Raw genomic sequence first — 18,531 nt, forward strand, 5'->3', positions numbered from 1 at the left:
TGTTCCACTTTATTCACCCACACTGATGCGTAACCCAGCGCCAATGGCGAACGGGGATAACGTCAGCGATAAAACCATCAGACTTCCCAGCCACAACAACTGCCCTGTAGCGGGCATTCCATGCAGGCAGGCTTGCAATGCACCACTGCCTAAGATGAGTACTGGAATGTAGAGTGGCAGGATAAGCAGGGCCAGTAACAACCCGCCCCGCTTGAGCCCTACGGTCAATGCCGCACCCACGGCGCCCAGCAGGCTTAACACAGGCGTACCTAGCAGCAGAGAGAGCAGCAGCACACCAAAACATTGCGCAGGAAGTCCCAACATGAGCGCCAGAACAGGCGATAACACGACCAGGGCCAGCCCTGTAAAGACCCAGTGAGCCGCAACTTTGGCCAAGACCAGAACAAAGAGTGGATGTGGAGAGAGCACCCATTGCTCAAGCGAGCCGTCTTCGTAATCGCCACGAAACAGGCCATCTAACGAAAGCAATACTGCCAATAGTGCGGCGACCCAGACCAAGCCTGGAGAAAGTTCCTGTAAAAGCTGACTCTCAGGCCCCACTGCCAAGGGAAACAGCGCGATGACGATCGCGAAGAAAACAAGAGGGTTAGCCAGCTCTGCAGGGCGTCGGCAAAGCAGCAGTGCTTCACGTTTAAGCAAAAGCACAAAGAGCCCAATCATGAAATTTCCTGCCCCAGCTCTAGCTGGCGATACCGAGCTGGCTTCATCATCAACTGATGGTGCGTCGTCAGCACAACTGCTCCGCCCCGATCGCAATGCTGACTGAGATGGTGCTCAAGATGCTCTACCGCATGGCGATCCAATGCGGTAAACGGCTCATCCAGTATCCACAAGGCAGGTGGATTAAGGTATAGGCGAGCCAAGGCGACACGGCGCTGCTGGCCTGCAGAAAGCGTGTGACAAGGAACATCCTCGAATCCACGAAGCCCTACCTGACCCAGCGCCTGCCAGATTGCTTCTTGAGTGGCAGGCTTGTTCAGGGCACACAGCCATGTGAGATTTTCCTCGGCTGTCAGGAGCCCCTTGATTCCAGCGGCGTGACCCAACCAGAGCAGTTGGCGGACCGACTCGTGGCACTGTTCTGAGTAAGCACGTCCAGCCAGACGCACTTCACCGGCAGTTGGCGCCATAAGCCCTGCCAGAAGGCGTAGTAAACTGGTTTTCCCGCTGCCGTTCGGCCCCATGATCTGCAGCATTTCACCAGGCTCGAGTATCAGATTGAGTTGCTCGAACAGTACACGCTCGTCACGCTCACAGGTGAGCGCAACGCCTTCAAGACAAGGGGGTATCACTACACGCAACCATTGGCATTAAGTCGGAGCGGAATCGGCCGCTATAGTGGGCTGGAAACAAGACCAAACCCGTCAAGTGGCCAGCATTATACACATCACGCCAGTCTGGACGACCGATTGCATGAAACTATCAGAGTGGCTATATGGCTGACATAGGCACTATCCGCCCCGCTCCCGCTTCCCCTACCGTTGCACGAACCGCGCCGCCAGCTGAGTCGGTCGTGCGGATTAGCTTGCCGACGGAAAGTCCATTGCTCACTGGCGAAACGGCCCAGGCGCAGGTGGTCGCACTTAAAAAAAACTTACAAAGCTTTCAATTGTTGCTGCAACTGACGCTAAGCAATGGGCGCCAGCTTACCCTTCCCGCTGAAAGCGCCTCGCCCCTGCCAACAGGGTCTTTGCTCAATATAATAGCGCTCTCACCTAGTCGGCTTGCTGTATACATTGATAACAAAGCAGAAGCACCGCTGAAAAGCCTGGATATCAAGATGCTTCCTGTCGGCACGTTGTTACAGACCCGTGTTATCAGCAGTCAACCTACTGATGCACTGGAAGGGCAACAGCCGTTCAAATCTGTCGTAACCCTACTCAACAGCAACCTTGCAGGCAAGCAGCTGGTAATCGATTCGCTTAACGAGCTCAAGCCCGGCAGTCTTGTGACCCTTGCAGTGCGCGATGCACAGCAGGTTGCGCTGATACCGTCCAGCGGAAGGCTCGATCAGATCGAACTCGGGCAGCAATTAGCCTCCCAGTTCCAGCGACAAGGCTCACTTGCCCAGCTCTTTCAGGCCCTGTCATTATCGGCTGGCTCGCCTGACACATCAAAAACGCTCCGCACTACGCTTAGCCAGCTGCTTGGCTCTGTACCTGATATTGAAGATCTCAAAAATCCAGATGCCCTGAAAGCATTATTCGAGCGAAGCGGCATTTTATTGGAACGTCACCTAGTTTCAGGCGAGACCGAGCGCCTGTCGCAAGATTATAAAACTCTTCTGCTACGCCTGATTAGCCAGCTGAGCCAGAACACAGCAGCCTCTGCCAGTCCTCCTCCAGCTACCGTACCGAATCTTCCAGGAAATCTGCGTAATGCCTTAACGGCGCTAGGCCAGAGCAATCCTAAAAACGCTGCATTGAACTTTCCACTGCCGTCACGTTTAGTCAGCTCGCTGCTGCAGGAAGGCATTGAATTGGAAGAGCTGCTCAAGCTGGCAACGGCGGCCTTGTCACGCCTGCAAACCCATCAGCTTTCCAGTGTCGAGCAGACGCACCTTTACCCTGATGGATCCAGGCTACTCACGTGGCAAGGTGAATTGCCTATGCGTAACGGTGATCATTTTACTAGCTTGCAATACAAGATACAGGAGGAGCGCCCACCTCAAAGCACTGGTGAGTCTCGCGACAGCATCTGGAAGGTAGATCTGGCATTTGATCTTGATCCACTAGGCAATATGCAAGTGGAGGCCAAGCTTGCTCGCGGTATGTTTTCGAGCCAATTCTGGGCCGAGCAGAAAGAAACCGCTGCGCTAATCACTCATGAACTAGAGCATTTTAAAGAGCGATTACTCGAAGCTGGACTGACGGTAGGCGACTTACAGTGCACGCTGGGAAAACCCGTGCGTGGATTACGTACTCACATTGAAGAACGCTGGGTGGACGAAAGCGCATGAATACTTCAAAACAAGCTATCGCCCTGGTCTATGACGGCCAGACAGCTCCCACGTTAACCGCCAAGGGTGATGCAGATCTTGCTGAGGCCATCCTCGCCTTGGCAAGAGAACACGAAGTGCCTATTTATGAAAATGCCGATCTGGTCCGCTTACTGGCACAGCTTGAGCTTGGCGATACCATTCCTGAAGCGCTATACCGCACGATTGCTGAAATTATCGCATTCGCCTGGTATCTGAAAGGCAAGCATCCTCACAATAAGCCAGTCAAGGGAGAAGGCCCTGGGTTACTCGCTCTACCTGGCAAAGTCTAAGCACCTTATTACCGCGCATAAAAAGCTATCGGCACATAGCCGATAGCTCTCTGGGAAATAAAGAAATGCAAAAGGCCTGCCCGGTACAAGGCTATACCGTATGGCAGGTCAAGCAGTGCCATGCATTAGGATTGCTGGCGTGCCTTATGCATCTTGCTGATCAGTTCGGCCTCGGCCCGTGAAAGTCCGCAAGACTGGGTCAGGTCATCGACACTGGCACCCAGTCCGGCGAGACGGGCAGCCTGACTGAACGACAGGCTGGCCGGGTCGCTTTGCTCGATACGGGTCAGCCTGTCAGGCAGAGGGGCAACAATCTCGTTGATTTCATGCAACTGTTCGCCCATGCGGACCGTGCCGGCCTGATAGGTTTCAAGCCGCTTGGCCAGAGCCCTCAGACGCTTTTCAGTTGTCTCCTCATGCTGGACAAATTTTGACGATTGCCGTTTAAGCTCCTGCCATAGCAGAAAGCAGGCACCCGCCAGCCCGAGGCAAATGAACACCAGCACGATCAACGCTGCCAACATTAGATACTTTCCAACTCAGACCATTCTTCTTCGCTCATCATCTTATCCAATTCCACCAGAATCAGCAGCTCGCCGTTCTTATTGCAAACGCCTTGGATAAACTTAGCGGACTCATCGTTACCAACGTTTGGCGCGGTTTCGATTTCAGATTGACGTAAATAAACGACTTCCGCCACGCTGTCGACAAGAATACCAACAACTTGCTTATCGGCCTCAATGATCACAATGCGAGTATTGTCCGTAATCTCGGCAGAATCCAGGCCAAAACGCTGACGCGTATCAATGACTGTCACGACGTTACCGCGTAGGTTGATGATACCCAGCACGTAGCTTGGAGCACCAGGTACCGGTGCTATTTCCGTATAGCGCAGAACCTCCTGAACCTGCATGACGTTGATACCGTACGTCTCGTTGTCCAGACGGAAGGTTACCCACTGCAGGATTGGATCTTCGGAACCTTGTGCAGACGTTTTCTTCATTTTCCCAGCCTCGTTGATACCGCCTTGGCGGTCTTGACGGTCTTGCCGCCTTGGTTGATCCAGAATCGACCCCTTAAGCGTAGGCCAACCCTTCTATTGTTTCCTTTGCTTTGCAGCACCGCTTTCAATCAACGCAGCAAGTGCTGATACATCCAGCAAGGCACACATGTGCTCAATTACCGTACCCGCCAGCCATGGCCGCTGGGATCGTTGTGTCCGCCACTTGACCTCAGCAGGGTCCAGGCGTATCGAGCGACTGACCTGATGCACAGCAATTCCCCAGTCATACCCCTCTACCGAGATAACGAACCGGAGACCGTCCTTGAAGTCTTCGCGGTAACGCTCTGGCATGACCCAACGTGCCGCGTCCAACACCTTCAAATTGCCCTGCGGGCTAGGCAGGATACCCAGGAACCAGTCAGGCTGACCAAATAGGGGCGTCAGCTCTCGATTCTCAAGTGAATGAATCGTACCCAAACAAATCAACGGCACCGCAAGGGTCAGCCCTGCCACGTCGAACAACAGGCATTCAAACGGCTCTTCAGCCCAATCTGGGCGCCCATCGTCGTTTGCCTTGACAGGCTGCACCTGCGGTTCTGCAACCTGACCAGCCTTAAGCGGAACGACTGTATCAGCAATTTTTTCCGGCACTGCCATAGCAGGCCTTACAACTGGCACTACAGGAAGCCTAACAGGCTCAGCAGCTACCTGGGCAGGTTTAACCCTGACCTGAGCATCGCGTGCCTTTTCTTCGAGTACCGCAGCTTCGAACTCATCCAGCGTCACGCACTCGGTCGCGGGCGTAATAAGAGCAGGCGCAGACACGGGCACCGCTTCGGCAAAAGAGACGACAACTGCCTCATGCTGGAGGGTGGCAGGCGTCTCTACCGGCAACTCAAGTGTCGCTTCCATCAGCAAGGCATCCAGATAGGACTGCAAAGCCAGCTGTGGACGAATTTCAGTGCTAGTAGAACGGTTCATGTCACGTTTCACACTTGAAGATTGAAGAAACTATCGGCTGGACACCGAGAAAACTTGAGCGTTACGTCACATCTAGGCTAAGCGACATTAACTGCAGCCGGTTCCGCTCCTAGCAGGTGCTTGAGCAAGGCTCTATAAGCAATGACACCACGACTATTCGCATCGTTCTGCGAGGGGGTTATCCCTGCACGGCTGGCATCCCGCAGTTTAGTATCGATGGGGATGAATGCCTGCCACAGGTTTTCAACGTAGTTGTCTCGCAGATGCTTAAGCGTTCCAAGCGAAGCCTGTGTGCGGCGATCGAATAGGGTCGGCACAATGGTGTACGGGAGCGCCTGCTTACGTGAGCGGTTAATCATGGCCAACGTATTCACCATGCGCTCTAATCCCTTGATCGCCAGAAACTCTGTCTGGACAGGAATGACCAACTGCTGACTTGCGGCTAACGCATTAACCATCAGAATGCCCAGCAATGGCGGACTATCGATTAGCGCATAGTCAAAATCATTCCATAGTTGTGCAAGACTTTTGGAAATCACCAACCCCATGCCATTCTGTCCAGGCGACTGCCGTTCCAATGTTGCCAGTGCCGTACTGGCTGGCAGCATTGAGATGCGCTCATGGCTGGTAGGCAGCAAGAGGTTTTTAGGGAGCCCTTCTGGAACCTGTCCTTGATGCAGGAAGAGTTCAAAGGTGCTTCGCTCTAACCGGTCTGGATCCTGCCCAAAATAGCTCGTCAACGAGCCGTGAGGGTCAAGATCAACCATCAGGACACGCTTGCCCGAGTCGGCCAGAAGTCCTGCCAGAGAAACAGACGTTGTAGTCTTGCCTACCCCGCCCTTTTGATTGGCTATTGCCCAAACTCTCACGTTCTACCCTCCCCAGGCAGCGCATTGCAGTGCCAAGGCCAAGCCGCTGGCTAAACCAGCGGCGAAGATTTGACAGCGATTGGTTCTACCGCTTACTTAGAGGGAGCAGGTGCACTTTGCGTGCCATTTTTGCTAGCAGCGGAACGCTCCTGGAAGCCACTGATACCACGATGAATATCAACGTTACGAGAAATAAGTAAGACAACCCGGCGGTTACGCGCCCTACCCATAGCGGTCGAGTTATCCGCAATTGGCTGATAGCTACCATACCCAACGACAGCAAGCCGCTCAGGCGTAACACCATCACCAATAAGCATCCGGGCAATACTGGCGGAGCGCGCAGCGGACAGCTCCCAGTTGGTCGGATATTGCGGCGTACTGATTGGAATATTGTCAGTAAACCCTTCTACCTGAATTGGATTTTTGTAAGGCGCCAGAATTTTGGCAACCTTAGCCATTAGCCCAAACGCAGGATCTCCCGGTATAGCATCCCCACTGGGAAACAGAAGATTGGAATTCAGTTCAATTTCCAGCCAGGTTTCAGTTGCCCTCAGGCTCATCTGATCCGAATCAATAAGGTCGCCAAAGGCGTTCTGCATGCTCGTTGCAATCTGCTCAAGCGGATCGACTGTCTGAGTCGTCGCTGGAGAGGTGTCTGTGGCAGGCGTATTCTGCTCAATGGTTGGCTGAACGCTACGCGGTACCTGGTCACCAATGGGAATAGGTTTCATGGAGCGATCTGGCTCTGTGAAGATCCCCGTAAGCGCTTCAGAAAGAATCTTATATTTGCCCTCATTGATGGATGAAATGGAGTACATCACAACAAAGAAGGCAAATAAGAGGGTAATAAAGTCCGCATAGGACACCAGCCACCGCTCGTGATTTTCGTGCTCTTCGGGTCGACGACGGCGCATCGGTTACTCCATGAAGCCTTGCAGCTTGAGTTCGATGGAGCGAGGATTTTCACCTTCGCCAATAGACAACAGACCTTCCAGAAGCATTTCTCGATAACGCGTCTGACGTAGCGCCATGCCTTTGAGTTTGTTGGCAATAGGAAGCAATAACAGGTTGGCAAAGGCGACACCGTAGATTGTGGCTACGAAGGCAACGGCAATACCATTGCCTAGCTGGGAAGGATCTGCCAGATTCTGCATGACATGGATAAGCCCCATCACGGCACCGATAATACCAATAGTCGGTGCATAGCCACCCATGGCTTCGAACAGTTTGGCCGCCTGAATATCACGATCCTCCTGACCGTACATGTCCACTTCCAGAATGCTACGAATGGCTTCGGGTTCAGCACCATCAACCAGAAGCTGTAAGCCTTTACGCGCAAAGGGATCACGTTCGGAGTCAACAAGCGGCTCAAGCCCTAACAGCCCTTCCTTGCGCGCCGACATGCTCCAGCCAATGATGCGATTGATACCAGCCGGCATATCAATTTTAGGCGGCAGGAAAACCCAACTAAGCATCGTAAGAGAGCGCTTGAGAGTGCGAGTAGGCGTTTGCAGCATTGCAGCACCGCACGTACCGCCCAATACGATCAGGGCTGCAGGCCCGTTGAGTAAAGCGGCAATGGTGCCACCTTCAAGAAAGTTACCTCCAATGATGGCAATAAAGGCCAACAGGATGCCAATAAGGCTTAAGACATCCACACATCATCTCCCTAAGGCATGGCCGCCAGCCAAAACCTGTCAAATTCAAACCCAGCGCCGCTTCTGCCGAGCAGAAGCAGTACTATTACGTGCACGCGTCAGTAATATGTCGACCGATGTCGTCAAGACTGTAGACGGCATCTGCCAGATTTGCCTTGACCACTGCCATTGGCATGCCATAAATCACGCAGCTGGCTTCGTCTTGAGCCCATATCTGGCTGCCACCCTGCTTGAGCAGGCGTGCACCTTCGCGACCATCGGAGCCCATGCCAGTCAACACAACGGCCAATACCTTGTCGGTGAAGACCTTGGCAGCCGAACCAAACGTAATATCAACGCAGGGCTTGTAATTCAGTCGCTCATCACCCGGCAGGATTTTTACAGCACCCCGCCCGTCCAGCATCATTTGTTTACCGCCGGGTGCCAAGAGCGCCAGCCCTGGACGAAGCTGATCACCATCCTCAGCTTCCTTGACAGAAATCTTGCATAACTTGTCTAAACGCTCCGCAAATGCCTTGGTAAAGGCTGCAGGCATGTGCTGAATTAGCACAATCGGCGCAGGAAAGTTGGCAGGCAGCTGAGTCAGCACACGCTGCAAAGCCACCGGACCGCCGGTCGACGTGCCAATTGCTACCAGCTTATAGTTTTTACGACGTGGCGCAGCACTACTCACCGGCGCTGAGGACGACGAGCTTGCTGAAGCAGACCGTACCGCCGGACGAGATATTGCTGGCGAGGATGCAGCGGTATGAGCCGATACGCTCCCCGAGGCAGAGCGACGATTGCTTCGGGCAATGGTATGGATTTTCTCGCACAGGAGACGCTTTACGCTCTCTGGATGACGAGAAATATCCTCAAAATTCTTGGGTAGATAATCCACCGCGCCCGCATCCAGCGCGTCGAGCGTAACTCGAGCGCCTTCATGCGTAAGCGAAGAGAACATCAGAACGGGCGTCGGGCACTTTTGCATGATGTGCCGAACAGCCGTAATACCGTCCATGAAGGGCATTTCGTAGTCCATGGTAACGACGTCGGGTTTCAACGCCATCACCTGGTCAATCCCTTCACGCCCATTGGTCGCCGTCCCGACGACCGTGATATTAGGGTCACCCGCCAGGATTTCAGTCAAACGGCGGCGGAAGAAACCCGAATCATCCACCACCAACACTCTTACAGCCATATGACACTCCTAACGGCGGGGCTTTGGCTCAAATACTGCGGCGGGCGTAGCGCTTGAGCATGCTTGGTACATCAAGGATCAATGCGATCCGGCCATCACCGGTAATCGTAGCTCCAGACATACCTGGCGTTCCTTGCAACATCTTGCCTAAGGGCTTGATGACTACTTCTTCCTGGCCTACCAGTTGATCTACCACAAAACCGATGCGTTGCGTGCCAACTGAAAGAATCACGACATGACCTTCCTGTTGCTGCTCGTCGTACGCTGCATCCTTGACCAACCACCGCTTGAGATAGAACAGGGGTAACGCCTTGTCGCGCACCACTACAACCTCTTGTCCATCTACCACATTGGTACGTGACAGATCCAAGTGGAAAATCTCGTTGACGTTGACTAGTGGGAAGGCAAAAGCCTGATCACCCAACATCACCATTAGCGTTGGCATGATTGCCAAGGTCAATGGAACCTTAATGACGATCTTGGAGCCTTGGCCCTTGGTAGAAAAAACGTTTACCGTGCCGTTAAGCTGGGTAATTTTGGTTTTCACCACGTCCATTCCCACACCACGGCCAGAAACATCGGAGATTTCAGTCTTGGTAGAGAAACCTGGAGCAAAAATCAGGTTGTAGCATTCAAGGTCGGTCAAACGATCCGCTGCATCCTTATCAAGCAGCCCTTTCTCAACCGCTTTGGCACGCAATACATTGGGATCCATACCTTTGCCATCATCAGAGATAGCCAGCAAAATATGATCGCCTTCCTGCTCTGCGGACAAAATAACGCGCCCTGAACGAGGCTTGCCATTCATTTCGCGTTCGGCAGGCTCCTCGACACCGTGGTCTACTGCGTTACGCACCAAGTGCACCAACGGGTCGGCCAGGGCTTCAACCAAGTTCTTGTCGAGGTCGGTTTCTTCACCTACCAGCTCAAGACTGATTTCTTTCTTCAAATTGCGCGCCAGATCGCGAACCAGACGCGGGAAGCGGCCGAATACTTTCTTGATCGGCTGCATGCGGGTCTTCATGACCGAGGTCTGAAGGTCCGCTGTCACGACATCCAAGTTCGATACAGCCTTAGCCATGGCTTCATCGCCGCTGTTCAACCCAAGGCGAACCAGACGGTTACGAACCAGCACCAACTCGCCGACCATGTTCATGATCTCGTCGAGACGAGCCGTATCAACACGAACGGTAGTTTCGGCTTCGCTCGCCGGCTTCTCGGCAGCTGGAGCAGCTGCTGCACGGGGTTCGGCCTTGGGTGCTGCGCTTGCTGCCGGTACAGGAGCTGCTACCGGCTGAGGCTTCGCCGCTGGAGCAGGTGCCTTAGCAACAGGAGCTGGTGATGCCGGGGCAGCAGTAACGCCGGCGTCGAAACGGCCTTTTCCGTGTAGCTCATCCAGCAATGACTCAAACTCATCGTCAGTGATTTCATCGCCTGACTTCGGAGCAGGTGCAGCAGCCTTGACGGGTTCAGATGGAGCTACAGCAGCAGCGCCGTCAAACTTGCCCTTGCCATGCAACTGATCCAGTAATGACTCAAATTCATCATCAGTGATTTCATCGCCTGACTTCGGAGCAGGCGCAGCAGCCTTGGCAGGCTCAGACGGAGCTACAGCAGCAGCGCCGTCAAACTTGCCCTTGCCATGCAACTGATCCAGTAATGACTCGAACTCATCGTCAGTGATTTCATCGCCAGAAGCCGGCACGGCCGGGCTAACGGCTTCCACCGATGCAGGCTCGTTCCCAAGAGCGCTGAGAAGTCTGTCGAACTCATCGTCACTTACATCGCTAGCTGCAGGCTCTTGATCAGCCGCTATGGAGACCTGAGCCGGCTCCATAGCTACTGGAGCAGGCTCGGCACCTTGAGGCTCTGCCAGGCGTGCCAAGGCAGCCAGCAACTCAGGAGTAGCGGGTGTCGGCTCGGTACGTTCACGCACCTGACCAAACATTTCATTGACCGTATCCAAAGCTTGCAGGACAACGTCCATCAGCTCGGCATCTACACGACGCTCCCCCTTACGGAGGATGTCGAACACGTTTTCGGCAATATGGCAGCACTCAACCAGGGCATGCAGCTGCAAGAAGCCTGCACCACCCTTTACAGTGTGAAAACCACGGAAGATAGCGTTGAGAAGATTCATATCATCCGGGCGGCTTTCGAGTTCCACCAATTGCTCGGATAACAATTCGAGAATCTCGCCGGCCTCTACCAGGAAATCCTGGAGGATTTCTTCATCGGCGTCGAAGCTCATTCATGCACTCTCCAAAAAAGCCTGGCTCAGAAACCGAGGCTGGACAGAAGGTCATCTACGTCATCCTGGCTGGATACGACGTCTTCTCTTTTATCGGCATGAATTTGCGGACCTTCACCCCTCGAAGACTTTTCTTTTTGAATTTCTTCGATGGCCTTGACGTGGTCGTGGCTAATTCCTGCATAACGATCCACCTGACCGGCCATACGGACCAGTTTGACGAGATCGCGCTCGACTTGTGTGACAAGACTCGTCACACGCTTGATAACTTGACCGGTAAGATCCTGGTAATCCTGAGCCAACAGGATGTCGTTCAGCAGCGCAGAGAGCTTGTGGGCGTCCTCATCACTGCGGCCCAGGAAAGCACCGACACGCTTGGCCAAGTCACGAAACTCTTCAGCGCTGAGTTCGCGCCGCATGAAGCGGCCCCACTCTGCATGAAGCTCATGCGCGTCCTTACCAAACGACTCGATAAGCGGTGTACTGGCATCGACCAAATCCATGGTGCGGTTGGCAGCACGTTCTGTCATTTCTACAACGTAGCTAAGACGATCGGTTGCGTCCGCAACATTGGTCACTTCATTGGCATAGGACGCCTGAGGGTCAATTTGAAAATTGACGATTGCGTTGTGCAACTCCCGCGTCAGCTTGCCAATTTCCTGATACAGACCGCGATCACGTACCTGATTAAGCTCATTAATGAGCAGTACTGCCTGGCTAAAATTGCCTTCCTCAAGACTGGAAACCAGCTCTTGGGCATGCTTTTTCAGGGTCGTTTCCAGGTCTTCGAATGATTTACTGCCAAGGTCCATAACATCCTCGAGATGGTTATCAGCCGTTGACCCGCTCAAAGATCTTGTCAATCTTTTCTTTGAGCACCTGGGCAGTAAACGGCTTTACAACATAACCATTCACACCCGCTTGAGCTGCCTCGACAATTTGTTCGCGCTTGGCTTCGGCCGTTACCATCAGAACAGGCAGGTTCTTCAGGCGTGCATCGGCACGGACTTCCCGCAGCAGGTCAATACCCGTCATGCCCGGCATGTTCCAATCCGTTACCAGAAAGTCGAAGTTACCGCTTTGCAGCATTGGCAACGCCGTCAAACCGTCATCGGCTTCGGTAGTATTGGTGAACCCCAGATCTCGCAGCAAATTCTTGATGATGCGTCTCATAGTGGAGAAATCGTCCACGATGAGAATTTTCATATCTTTGTCCAAGTCGACCTCCATCCTTACCCAGACATGCCTTTTTGAAGGCATGCCATACATGCTTAGTGTTTTGCCTTAGCGCGAACGCCATTCAGCCAGACGAGCCCGCAGACGCGCTGCGCACTGACTGTGCAGTTGACAGACTCGGGATTCACTCACCCCAAGCACCTCTCCAATTTCCTTTAGGTTCAACTCCTCGTCGTAGTACAGCGACAAGACGAGACGCTCACGCTCTGGAAGATTGGCAATGGCTTCCGCCAGAGCCTGCTTGAAACGATCATCTTCCAGTCCTCGACCTGGCTCAAAATCATGGGCTCCGCTCTCTTCAAGACCGTGCTCACCCTCTTCCATCAAGTCATCAAAGCTAAACAGGCGACTTCCCAAGGTGTCATTGAGAATGCCGTAATATTCTTCAAGGCTTACACCAAGTTCGGCAGCAACTTCAGGATCTTTAGCGTCACGACCTGTTCTTGCTTCAACGGCACGGATAGCATCGGCTACCATACGGCTGTTTCGGTGCACCGAACGGGGTGCCCAGTCGCCCTTGCGGACCTCATCCAGCATCGCTCCGCGGATACGGATACCCGCATAGGTCTCAAAACTTGCACCTTTACCGGCATCGTATTTCTTGGATGCCTCAAGTAAACCGATCATGCCGGCTTGCATCAAGTCTTCTACCTGAACATTGGCAGGCAGACGCGCCAGCAAGTGATAGGCAATACGCTTGACCAACGGTGCATACTGATTAATCAGTTGCTCCTGCTGTGAGTGGGTCTGAGATTTACTGTACATACGGAGACCGCTGGAAGCTGTCATACATTTGGCCCTACAGTGGGTTGCACCAATCGTTCGACGAAAAACTCCAAGTGACCGCGTGGATTGGCCGGTAACGGCCAGGCATCCACCTTCTGGGCTATTGCCCGGAAAGCCAGAGCGGCTTTGGAGCGCGGGAATGCTTCGAATACGGACCGCTGCTTCTGGACGGCTTTCCGTACACATTCATCAAAAGGAACCGCACCCACATACTGCAGAGCCACATCCAAGAAACGGTCAGTTACCTTGGTCAGCTTAGCAAAGAGATTGCGACCTTCCTGGGGCGTCAATGCCATATTCGCTAGTACGCGAAACCGCGTGATTCCATGATCGCGGTTAAACATCTTGATAAGCGCATAGGCGTCCGTGATGGAAGTAGGCTCATCACAGACCACCAAAAGCACTTCCTGGGCAGCCCGTACAAAGCTCACTACCGAATCACCGATGCCGGCAGCCGTGTCAACGACAAGCACATCGATATCGTTGCTAATGTCGCTGAATGCCTGGATTAGACCGGCATGCTGAAGAGACGACAACTGCACCATGGCTTGCGCACCAGAGGCAGCCGGAACAATCCGAACACCACCTGGACCTTGCAGAATCACATCACGAAGATCACATCTACCTTCGATCACATCGGCGAGGGTCTGCTTTGGCGTAAGACCAAGCAGAACATCGACATTTGCCAAGCCCAAATCGGCATCGAGCAACATGACGCGTCGGCCAAGTTCGGCTAACGCCAGCGAAAGGTTCACTGAAACGTTGGTTTTACCAACGCCTCCCTTGCCGCCTGTCACTGCAATTACCTGTACGGGATGCATACCCATTGCTGTACACCTATGAAAAACCAGCCAGCCCGTTGGGGCAATTATGGTGTAGCCAGTTCGTTATCCTAACGAGCCAGCTGGCACTTAATCCTGAAGCGTGTACTGCTTTCTGACACTACGCCGCCTTTAAACCTTCTATTGCAAAAACCTTACCCAACTTGCAAAAAATGTTGCTCAACCTACACGCTTGGCCGGCTTTTGATACAGCTCGGCAAACATGTCTGCCATGGTTTCTTCAGCAGGCTCTTCAGTCAGCTGACGATTAACGGCACGGCTAACCAGCTGATGCTTGCGAGCAATGTGCAGGTCATCAGGGATACGCGGACCATCGGAGAGATAGGCTACCGGGATATGATGGCCAATTGCTACACCCAGTGCCTCACCGAGTGTGGCGGATTCATCCAGCTTGGTCAGAATGCAACCGGCCAAGCCACACCCTTTGTAATTTTGATAAGCCGCTTTAAGTACCTGGCTCTGACTGGTAACGGCCATTACCAAATAACTGCGAATTTTTAGTTTCTCACTTGCAAGCGCTTCCAGCTGCAGCCGCAGGGATGGATCATTGCCGGGCAGACCTGCTGTATCGATCAGCACCATGCGCTTGCGAGAAAGCGGCTCAAGTGCCTGAGCCAACGACTGCCGTGGATCTACAACGGTCACCGGCACATCGAGAATATGACCCAGCGTCTTGATTTGCTCTTGAGCGCCAATACGATGGCTATCCATGGTGACCAGGGCGAGGCTCTGCGCGCCATACTTCAAAACATAGCTCGCTGCCATTTTGGACAATGTTGTGGTCTTGCCTGATCCAGCCGGCCCGACGAAAGCGACAATACCGCCCTCTTCCAATAGATCAACCTGCGGGGTGTCGATAGCTTGAGTCAGGTGTGCCAGCAGCATACGCCAAGCCTGACGCGGCTCGTTGATGCTCGCTACACGCGCCATGAGGTCACGGCACATGTCAGCAGGAAGTCCCATGCGTTGCAGGCGGCGCCAGAAGTTTGCTTCATCCGGACGCTTATCCTGCATCTGCCCCCAAGCAATGGAACCCAACTGTACTTCGATCAGCTCACGCAGGCCGGTAATCTCGGAGCGTACGGCATCCAGAGCACGGCGATCTTCAGCAGAAGGTACTGCAGCCGCTACAGGTGCCGGCTGGGCAACTTTTGGCTCAGCAAGAACAGGTTCCTGGCGGGCTGTAATCTGCTCACTGCCAAAGAGTTGACTGTCTTTAGCTTGCGGTGCTGCCATACCCTGGTTAGGCGAGCGAATGGCCAGCTCAGCATGGGCTTCGGCGATACGCACTTGAGTCTTACGCAGCTCAGCTTCCAACGCGACATTCGGGGCAGTAGGCGTCGGCGCCTGATAATCCAGGGCAGCGGTTAGCTCAATGCCACCGGCAACACGACGATTGCTCAGGATTGCGGCTTCTGCACCCAGCTCGTCACGAACCAATTTCATGGCTTGACGCATATCAGCAGCAAAAAAGCGTTTAACTTGCATGGTTCAAACCTCAGCCGTTCTGGCCAACCGTTGCGATAATGGTGACTTGTTTGTTATCCGGAATTTCCTGATAAGCCAGCACAGACATAGTGGGAACTGCCATTCGAGCGAAGCGAGACATCATGCCGCGAATCGCACCGGCTACCAGCAACACGACTGGTTTACCCATCATTTCTTGACGCTGTGCTGCATCTACCAGAGAGCGTTGCAATTTCTCGGCCATTCCTGGTTCCAGGAACATGCCATCTTCAACGCCCTGTCCGGCCTTCTGCATACCATTAAGCAACATCTGTTCCAATCTCGGCTCTAGCGTAATAACAGGCAGCTCAGGCTCCAATCCAACAATGTTTTGGACGATTGCGCGGGACAGTGCCACGCGAACCGACGAAACCATGACGGCGGGATCTTGACTACGTGGCGCCACATTCGCAATAGCCTCGGCAATCGTACGGATATCACGAACCGAAACCTGCTCCTGCAGCAATTGCTGCAATACCTTAAGAAGCGTAGACAAGGAAATCATGCCTGGCACCAATTCCTCCGCCAGCTTTGGCGAACTCTTTGTTAAAAGCTGCAGTAACTGCTGTACTTCTTCATGGCCAAGCAACTCATGAGCATGCTTCTGTAGAACCTGGTTAAGGTGCGTCGCAACGACTGTGCTGGCATCCACTACGGTATAACCCAAGGACTGCGCCTGATCACGCTGACTCACGTCAATCCAGACCGCATCCAGGCCAAAAGCCGGATCCTTGGCAATCACACCATTTAGCGTGCCGAATACCTGACCGGGATTGATAGCCAGTTCGCGCTCAGGATAGATTTCAGCTTCTGCAACATTGACCCCCATCAGCGTCAAACGATAGGCGTTAGGCATTAGTTCCAGATTGTCGCGAATGTGTACCGCTGGCATCAGGAAGCCAAGGTCTTGAGACAGCTTCTTGCGGACACCCTTGATTCGTGTCAGAAGCTCCCCTCCCTGATTACGATCCACCAAGGGAATCAGGCGATAGCCTACTTCCAGCCCTACCATGTCAACCGGCGTTACATCATCCCAGCCGAGTTCTTTGGTTTCAGCCGGGCGTTGTACCGGAGCGAGATCCTGCTGACGCTTGGCTTCCTGTTCTGCTGCCTGCTTGACCTTACGCTGGCGATCCCAGATGAAATAGGCACCGGCTGCGGCCATAAAGCCCAGGCCCAGGAAGGGTACGTGCGGCATGCCCGGCACCAGACCCATCGTAATGATAATCGCAGCCGAAACCGCAAGCGCCTTTGGTGAGGCGAACATCTGGCGATTAACCTGCTGCCCCATGTCTTCAGAGGAAGACACACGAGTTACCATGATGGCAGCTGCAACAGACAACAGCAGTGAAGGTACTTGCGCAACCAGACCATCACCAATGGTCAACAACGCATAGATACGGCCAGCGTCAGCAATGCCCAGATTATGCTGCGTCATACCGATGGCGATACCGCCAAGAAGGTTGATAAACAGCACGAGAAGACCGGCAACAGCGTCACCACGAACGAACTTACTGGCACCATCCATCGAGCCGTAGAAATCAGCTTCCTGACCTACCTCAGCACGACGCTTCTTTGCTTCGGCTTGGTCAATCACACCTGCGTTCAGGTCAGCGTCGATAGCCATCTGCTTACCCGGCATGGCATCCAGGGTAAAGCGTGCGGATACTTCAGAGATACGACCGGCACCCTTGGTCACCACCACAAAGTTGATGATCATCAGGATGGCGAACACGACCGCACCGACGACGTAATTACCACCGACGACGACGTCACCAAATGCCTGAATCACCTTACCCGCAGCAGCATGGCCATCATGACCGTGGAGAAGAACAACACGGGTAGAGGCGACGTTCAGTGCTAGACGCAACAACGTTGCTACTAGCAGAATGGTCGGGAATACGGCGAAATCCAACGGTCGCAGCGCGTAGACGCTAACCAGCAACACCACAATCGACAGTGCAATGTTGAAGGTAAATAACACGTCGAGTAGAAACGGCGGGATCGGCAATGTCATCATGCCGAGCATGGCTAGAACCAATATCGGTACAGCCAGATTACCGCGGCTTAGGCTGCGAACATTGGTTAACATTTGCCCGTGATTAACTTTCACAGTCGTTCCTCTTGAATGCCTTGCATATCAATCTTTTGACGTCAGAGCGTCTTGATACAGGCTATTCAGCAAGCAACGGGCCAAGTCTCTTTTTTATTTATATTTGTTGCGTTTATACCGACTATATCGGCACACGCCGCCGTTTTCTTGAGGCCGGCCTTTGGCCATCCTTGATACCAAAACCATAATGAGGAAACCTGAACACCTGTACGAGGTCCCTTCACAAGACGCGCACGAAGCGCATAACAGGAGAACGTGATGAAAAAATGGATCGCCGTAACGCTTATGTCGGCAGGACTGGCTGGCCTGGCCCATGCAGATGAGGCATTAACTGTTCCACTCAATAGTGCGACAGCGAAAGGCCCAGGCGAAAGCGTAGGCAGCGTCACCATTACCAAAACTGAATACGGGCTGGTATTTACGCCGGACCTCAAAGGTCTGGAGCCGGGCGTACATGGATTCCATATTCATGCCAAACCCAGCTGCGATGCAGCAGAAGTCGATGGAAAAAATACGCCGGCGGGCGCTGCTGGTGGTCACTGGGATCCTGAAAACACCGGTAAACATGATGCGCCATGGGGGAATGGCCACAAAGGTGATCTTCCCGCGATCTACGTCACTCCCGATGGTATGGCCAGCCAACCAGTGCTAGCACCACGCCTCAGCGATCTGAACGAACTAAAAGGGCATGCCTTAATGGTACATGTAGGCGGTGATAATCATTCTGACCACCCCAAGCCTCTAGGCGGCGGTGGAGCCCGAATGGCGTGTGGTGTCATCAAGTAATAAAAAGGCCCCATTCAATGGGGCCTTTT

General features: G+C 53.5%; 19 protein-coding genes. 3 read left to right on the forward strand and 16 right to left on the reverse strand.

Features of this window, described 5'->3' with window-relative positions; genetic code table 11:
* Nucleotides 1-9: 9 nt before the first annotated feature.
* Both ccmB and ccmA read right to left on the reverse strand, forming a co-directional pair.
* A complete protein-coding gene (gene ccmB / locus IEX86_RS06290; protein ID WP_188865261.1) occupies nucleotides 10-681 on the reverse strand; it encodes a heme exporter protein CcmB in 672 nt (223 codons plus the stop codon).
* The gene (gene ccmA / locus IEX86_RS06295) at nucleotides 678-1,313 is read right to left on the reverse strand and encodes a cytochrome c biogenesis heme-transporting ATPase CcmA (RefSeq protein ID WP_188865262.1); all 636 of its coding nucleotides are present in this window, start codon (nucleotides 1,311-1,313) and stop codon (nucleotides 678-680) included. The genes ccmB and ccmA overlap by 4 nt, the downstream gene beginning before the upstream one ends.
* Before the next feature lie 143 nt (nucleotides 1,314-1,456).
* Here ccmA and fliK point away from each other — a divergent pair, with 143 nt between their 5' ends.
* Both fliK and IEX86_RS06305 read left to right on the forward strand, forming a co-directional pair.
* Nucleotides 1,457-2,980, forward strand: coding sequence for a flagellar hook-length control protein FliK (fliK, locus tag IEX86_RS06300; RefSeq protein WP_188865263.1), 1,524 nt, complete (start codon nucleotides 1,457-1,459; stop codon nucleotides 2,978-2,980).
* Entirely contained in the window at nucleotides 2,977-3,291 is a 315-nt protein-coding gene (locus IEX86_RS06305; RefSeq protein ID WP_188865264.1) for an EscU/YscU/HrcU family type III secretion system export apparatus switch protein, read from the forward strand. The genes fliK and IEX86_RS06305 overlap by 4 nt, the downstream gene beginning before the upstream one ends.
* Before the next feature lie 125 nt (nucleotides 3,292-3,416).
* Here the strand turns inward: IEX86_RS06305 and IEX86_RS06310 are convergent, their stop codons facing one another.
* The 14 genes from IEX86_RS06310 to flhA all read right to left on the reverse strand — a co-directional run bounded on the left by IEX86_RS06310 (nucleotide 3,417) and on the right by flhA (nucleotide 17,695).
* Entirely contained in the window at nucleotides 3,417-3,815 is a 399-nt protein-coding gene (locus IEX86_RS06310) for a DUF2802 domain-containing protein (protein ID WP_188865265.1), read from the reverse strand.
* Nucleotides 3,815-4,294, reverse strand: coding sequence for a chemotaxis protein CheW (locus tag IEX86_RS06315; RefSeq protein ID WP_010797947.1), 480 nt, complete (start codon nucleotides 4,292-4,294; stop codon nucleotides 3,815-3,817). The genes IEX86_RS06310 and IEX86_RS06315 overlap by 1 nt, the downstream gene beginning before the upstream one ends.
* Before the next feature lie 93 nt (nucleotides 4,295-4,387).
* Nucleotides 4,388-5,275: a CheW domain-containing protein gene (locus tag IEX86_RS06320; RefSeq protein WP_188865266.1), complete on the reverse strand. Its 888-nt coding sequence runs from the start codon at nucleotides 5,273-5,275 to the stop codon at nucleotides 4,388-4,390.
* A gap of 77 nt (nucleotides 5,276-5,352) precedes the next feature.
* Nucleotides 5,353-6,144 carry a ParA family protein gene (locus tag IEX86_RS06325; RefSeq protein ID WP_188865267.1) on the reverse strand — a complete coding sequence of 264 codons (792 nt, stop codon included), beginning with the start codon at nucleotides 6,142-6,144 and terminating at the stop codon, nucleotides 5,353-5,355.
* A gap of 92 nt (nucleotides 6,145-6,236) precedes the next feature.
* Nucleotides 6,237-7,058, reverse strand: a complete 822-nt coding sequence (gene motD, locus IEX86_RS06330; RefSeq protein ID WP_188865268.1) for a flagellar motor protein MotD — start codon at nucleotides 7,056-7,058, stop codon at nucleotides 6,237-6,239.
* 3 nt (nucleotides 7,059-7,061) lie between these two features.
* Complete coding sequence (locus IEX86_RS06335; RefSeq protein ID WP_188865269.1) at nucleotides 7,062-7,802, reverse strand: flagellar motor protein; 741 nt, start codon at nucleotides 7,800-7,802, stop codon at nucleotides 7,062-7,064.
* 85 nt (nucleotides 7,803-7,887) lie between these two features.
* Nucleotides 7,888-8,982: a protein-glutamate methylesterase/protein-glutamine glutaminase gene (locus IEX86_RS06340; protein ID WP_188865270.1), complete on the reverse strand. Its 1,095-nt coding sequence runs from the start codon at nucleotides 8,980-8,982 to the stop codon at nucleotides 7,888-7,890.
* 28 nt (nucleotides 8,983-9,010) lie between these two features.
* Nucleotides 9,011-11,233, reverse strand: a complete 2,223-nt coding sequence (locus IEX86_RS06345) for a chemotaxis protein CheA (protein ID WP_188865271.1) — start codon at nucleotides 11,231-11,233, stop codon at nucleotides 9,011-9,013.
* A 26-nt stretch (nucleotides 11,234-11,259) separates the two neighbouring features.
* Nucleotides 11,260-12,045 carry a protein phosphatase CheZ gene (locus IEX86_RS06350; RefSeq protein ID WP_188865272.1) on the reverse strand — a complete coding sequence of 262 codons (786 nt, stop codon included), beginning with the start codon at nucleotides 12,043-12,045 and terminating at the stop codon, nucleotides 11,260-11,262.
* A 19-nt stretch (nucleotides 12,046-12,064) separates the two neighbouring features.
* Nucleotides 12,065-12,439 carry a chemotaxis response regulator CheY gene (locus IEX86_RS06355; protein ID WP_173869067.1) on the reverse strand — a complete coding sequence of 125 codons (375 nt, stop codon included), beginning with the start codon at nucleotides 12,437-12,439 and terminating at the stop codon, nucleotides 12,065-12,067.
* A gap of 78 nt (nucleotides 12,440-12,517) precedes the next feature.
* Nucleotides 12,518-13,258 (reverse strand): RNA polymerase sigma factor FliA, encoded by a 741-nt coding sequence (gene fliA / locus IEX86_RS06360; RefSeq protein WP_010797938.1) that lies wholly within the window; start codon nucleotides 13,256-13,258, stop codon nucleotides 12,518-12,520.
* Entirely contained in the window at nucleotides 13,255-14,082 is an 828-nt protein-coding gene (gene fleN / locus IEX86_RS06365) for a flagellar synthesis regulator FleN (protein WP_188865273.1), read from the reverse strand. Before fleN ends, fliA begins: the two co-directional genes overlap by 4 nt.
* Nucleotides 14,083-14,256: 174 nt before the next feature.
* Entirely contained in the window at nucleotides 14,257-15,585 is a 1,329-nt protein-coding gene (flhF, locus tag IEX86_RS06370) for a flagellar biosynthesis GTPase FlhF (RefSeq protein ID WP_188865274.1), read from the reverse strand.
* Between the two features lie 10 nt (nucleotides 15,586-15,595).
* Nucleotides 15,596-17,695 carry a flagellar biosynthesis protein FlhA gene (gene flhA / locus IEX86_RS06375; RefSeq protein ID WP_188865345.1) on the reverse strand — a complete coding sequence of 700 codons (2,100 nt, stop codon included), beginning with the start codon at nucleotides 17,693-17,695 and terminating at the stop codon, nucleotides 15,596-15,598.
* A 279-nt stretch (nucleotides 17,696-17,974) separates the two neighbouring features.
* Here flhA and sodC point away from each other — a divergent pair, with 279 nt between their 5' ends.
* Entirely contained in the window at nucleotides 17,975-18,502 is a 528-nt protein-coding gene (gene sodC, locus IEX86_RS06380) for a superoxide dismutase family protein (RefSeq protein WP_188865275.1), read from the forward strand.
* The last annotated feature ends 29 nt before the right edge of the window (nucleotides 18,503-18,531 follow it).

Origin of the sequence: Pseudomonas asuensis, assembly GCF_014646755.1 — a bacterium.
Lineage (GTDB): Bacteria > Pseudomonadota > Gammaproteobacteria > Pseudomonadales > Pseudomonadaceae > Chryseomonas > Chryseomonas asuensis.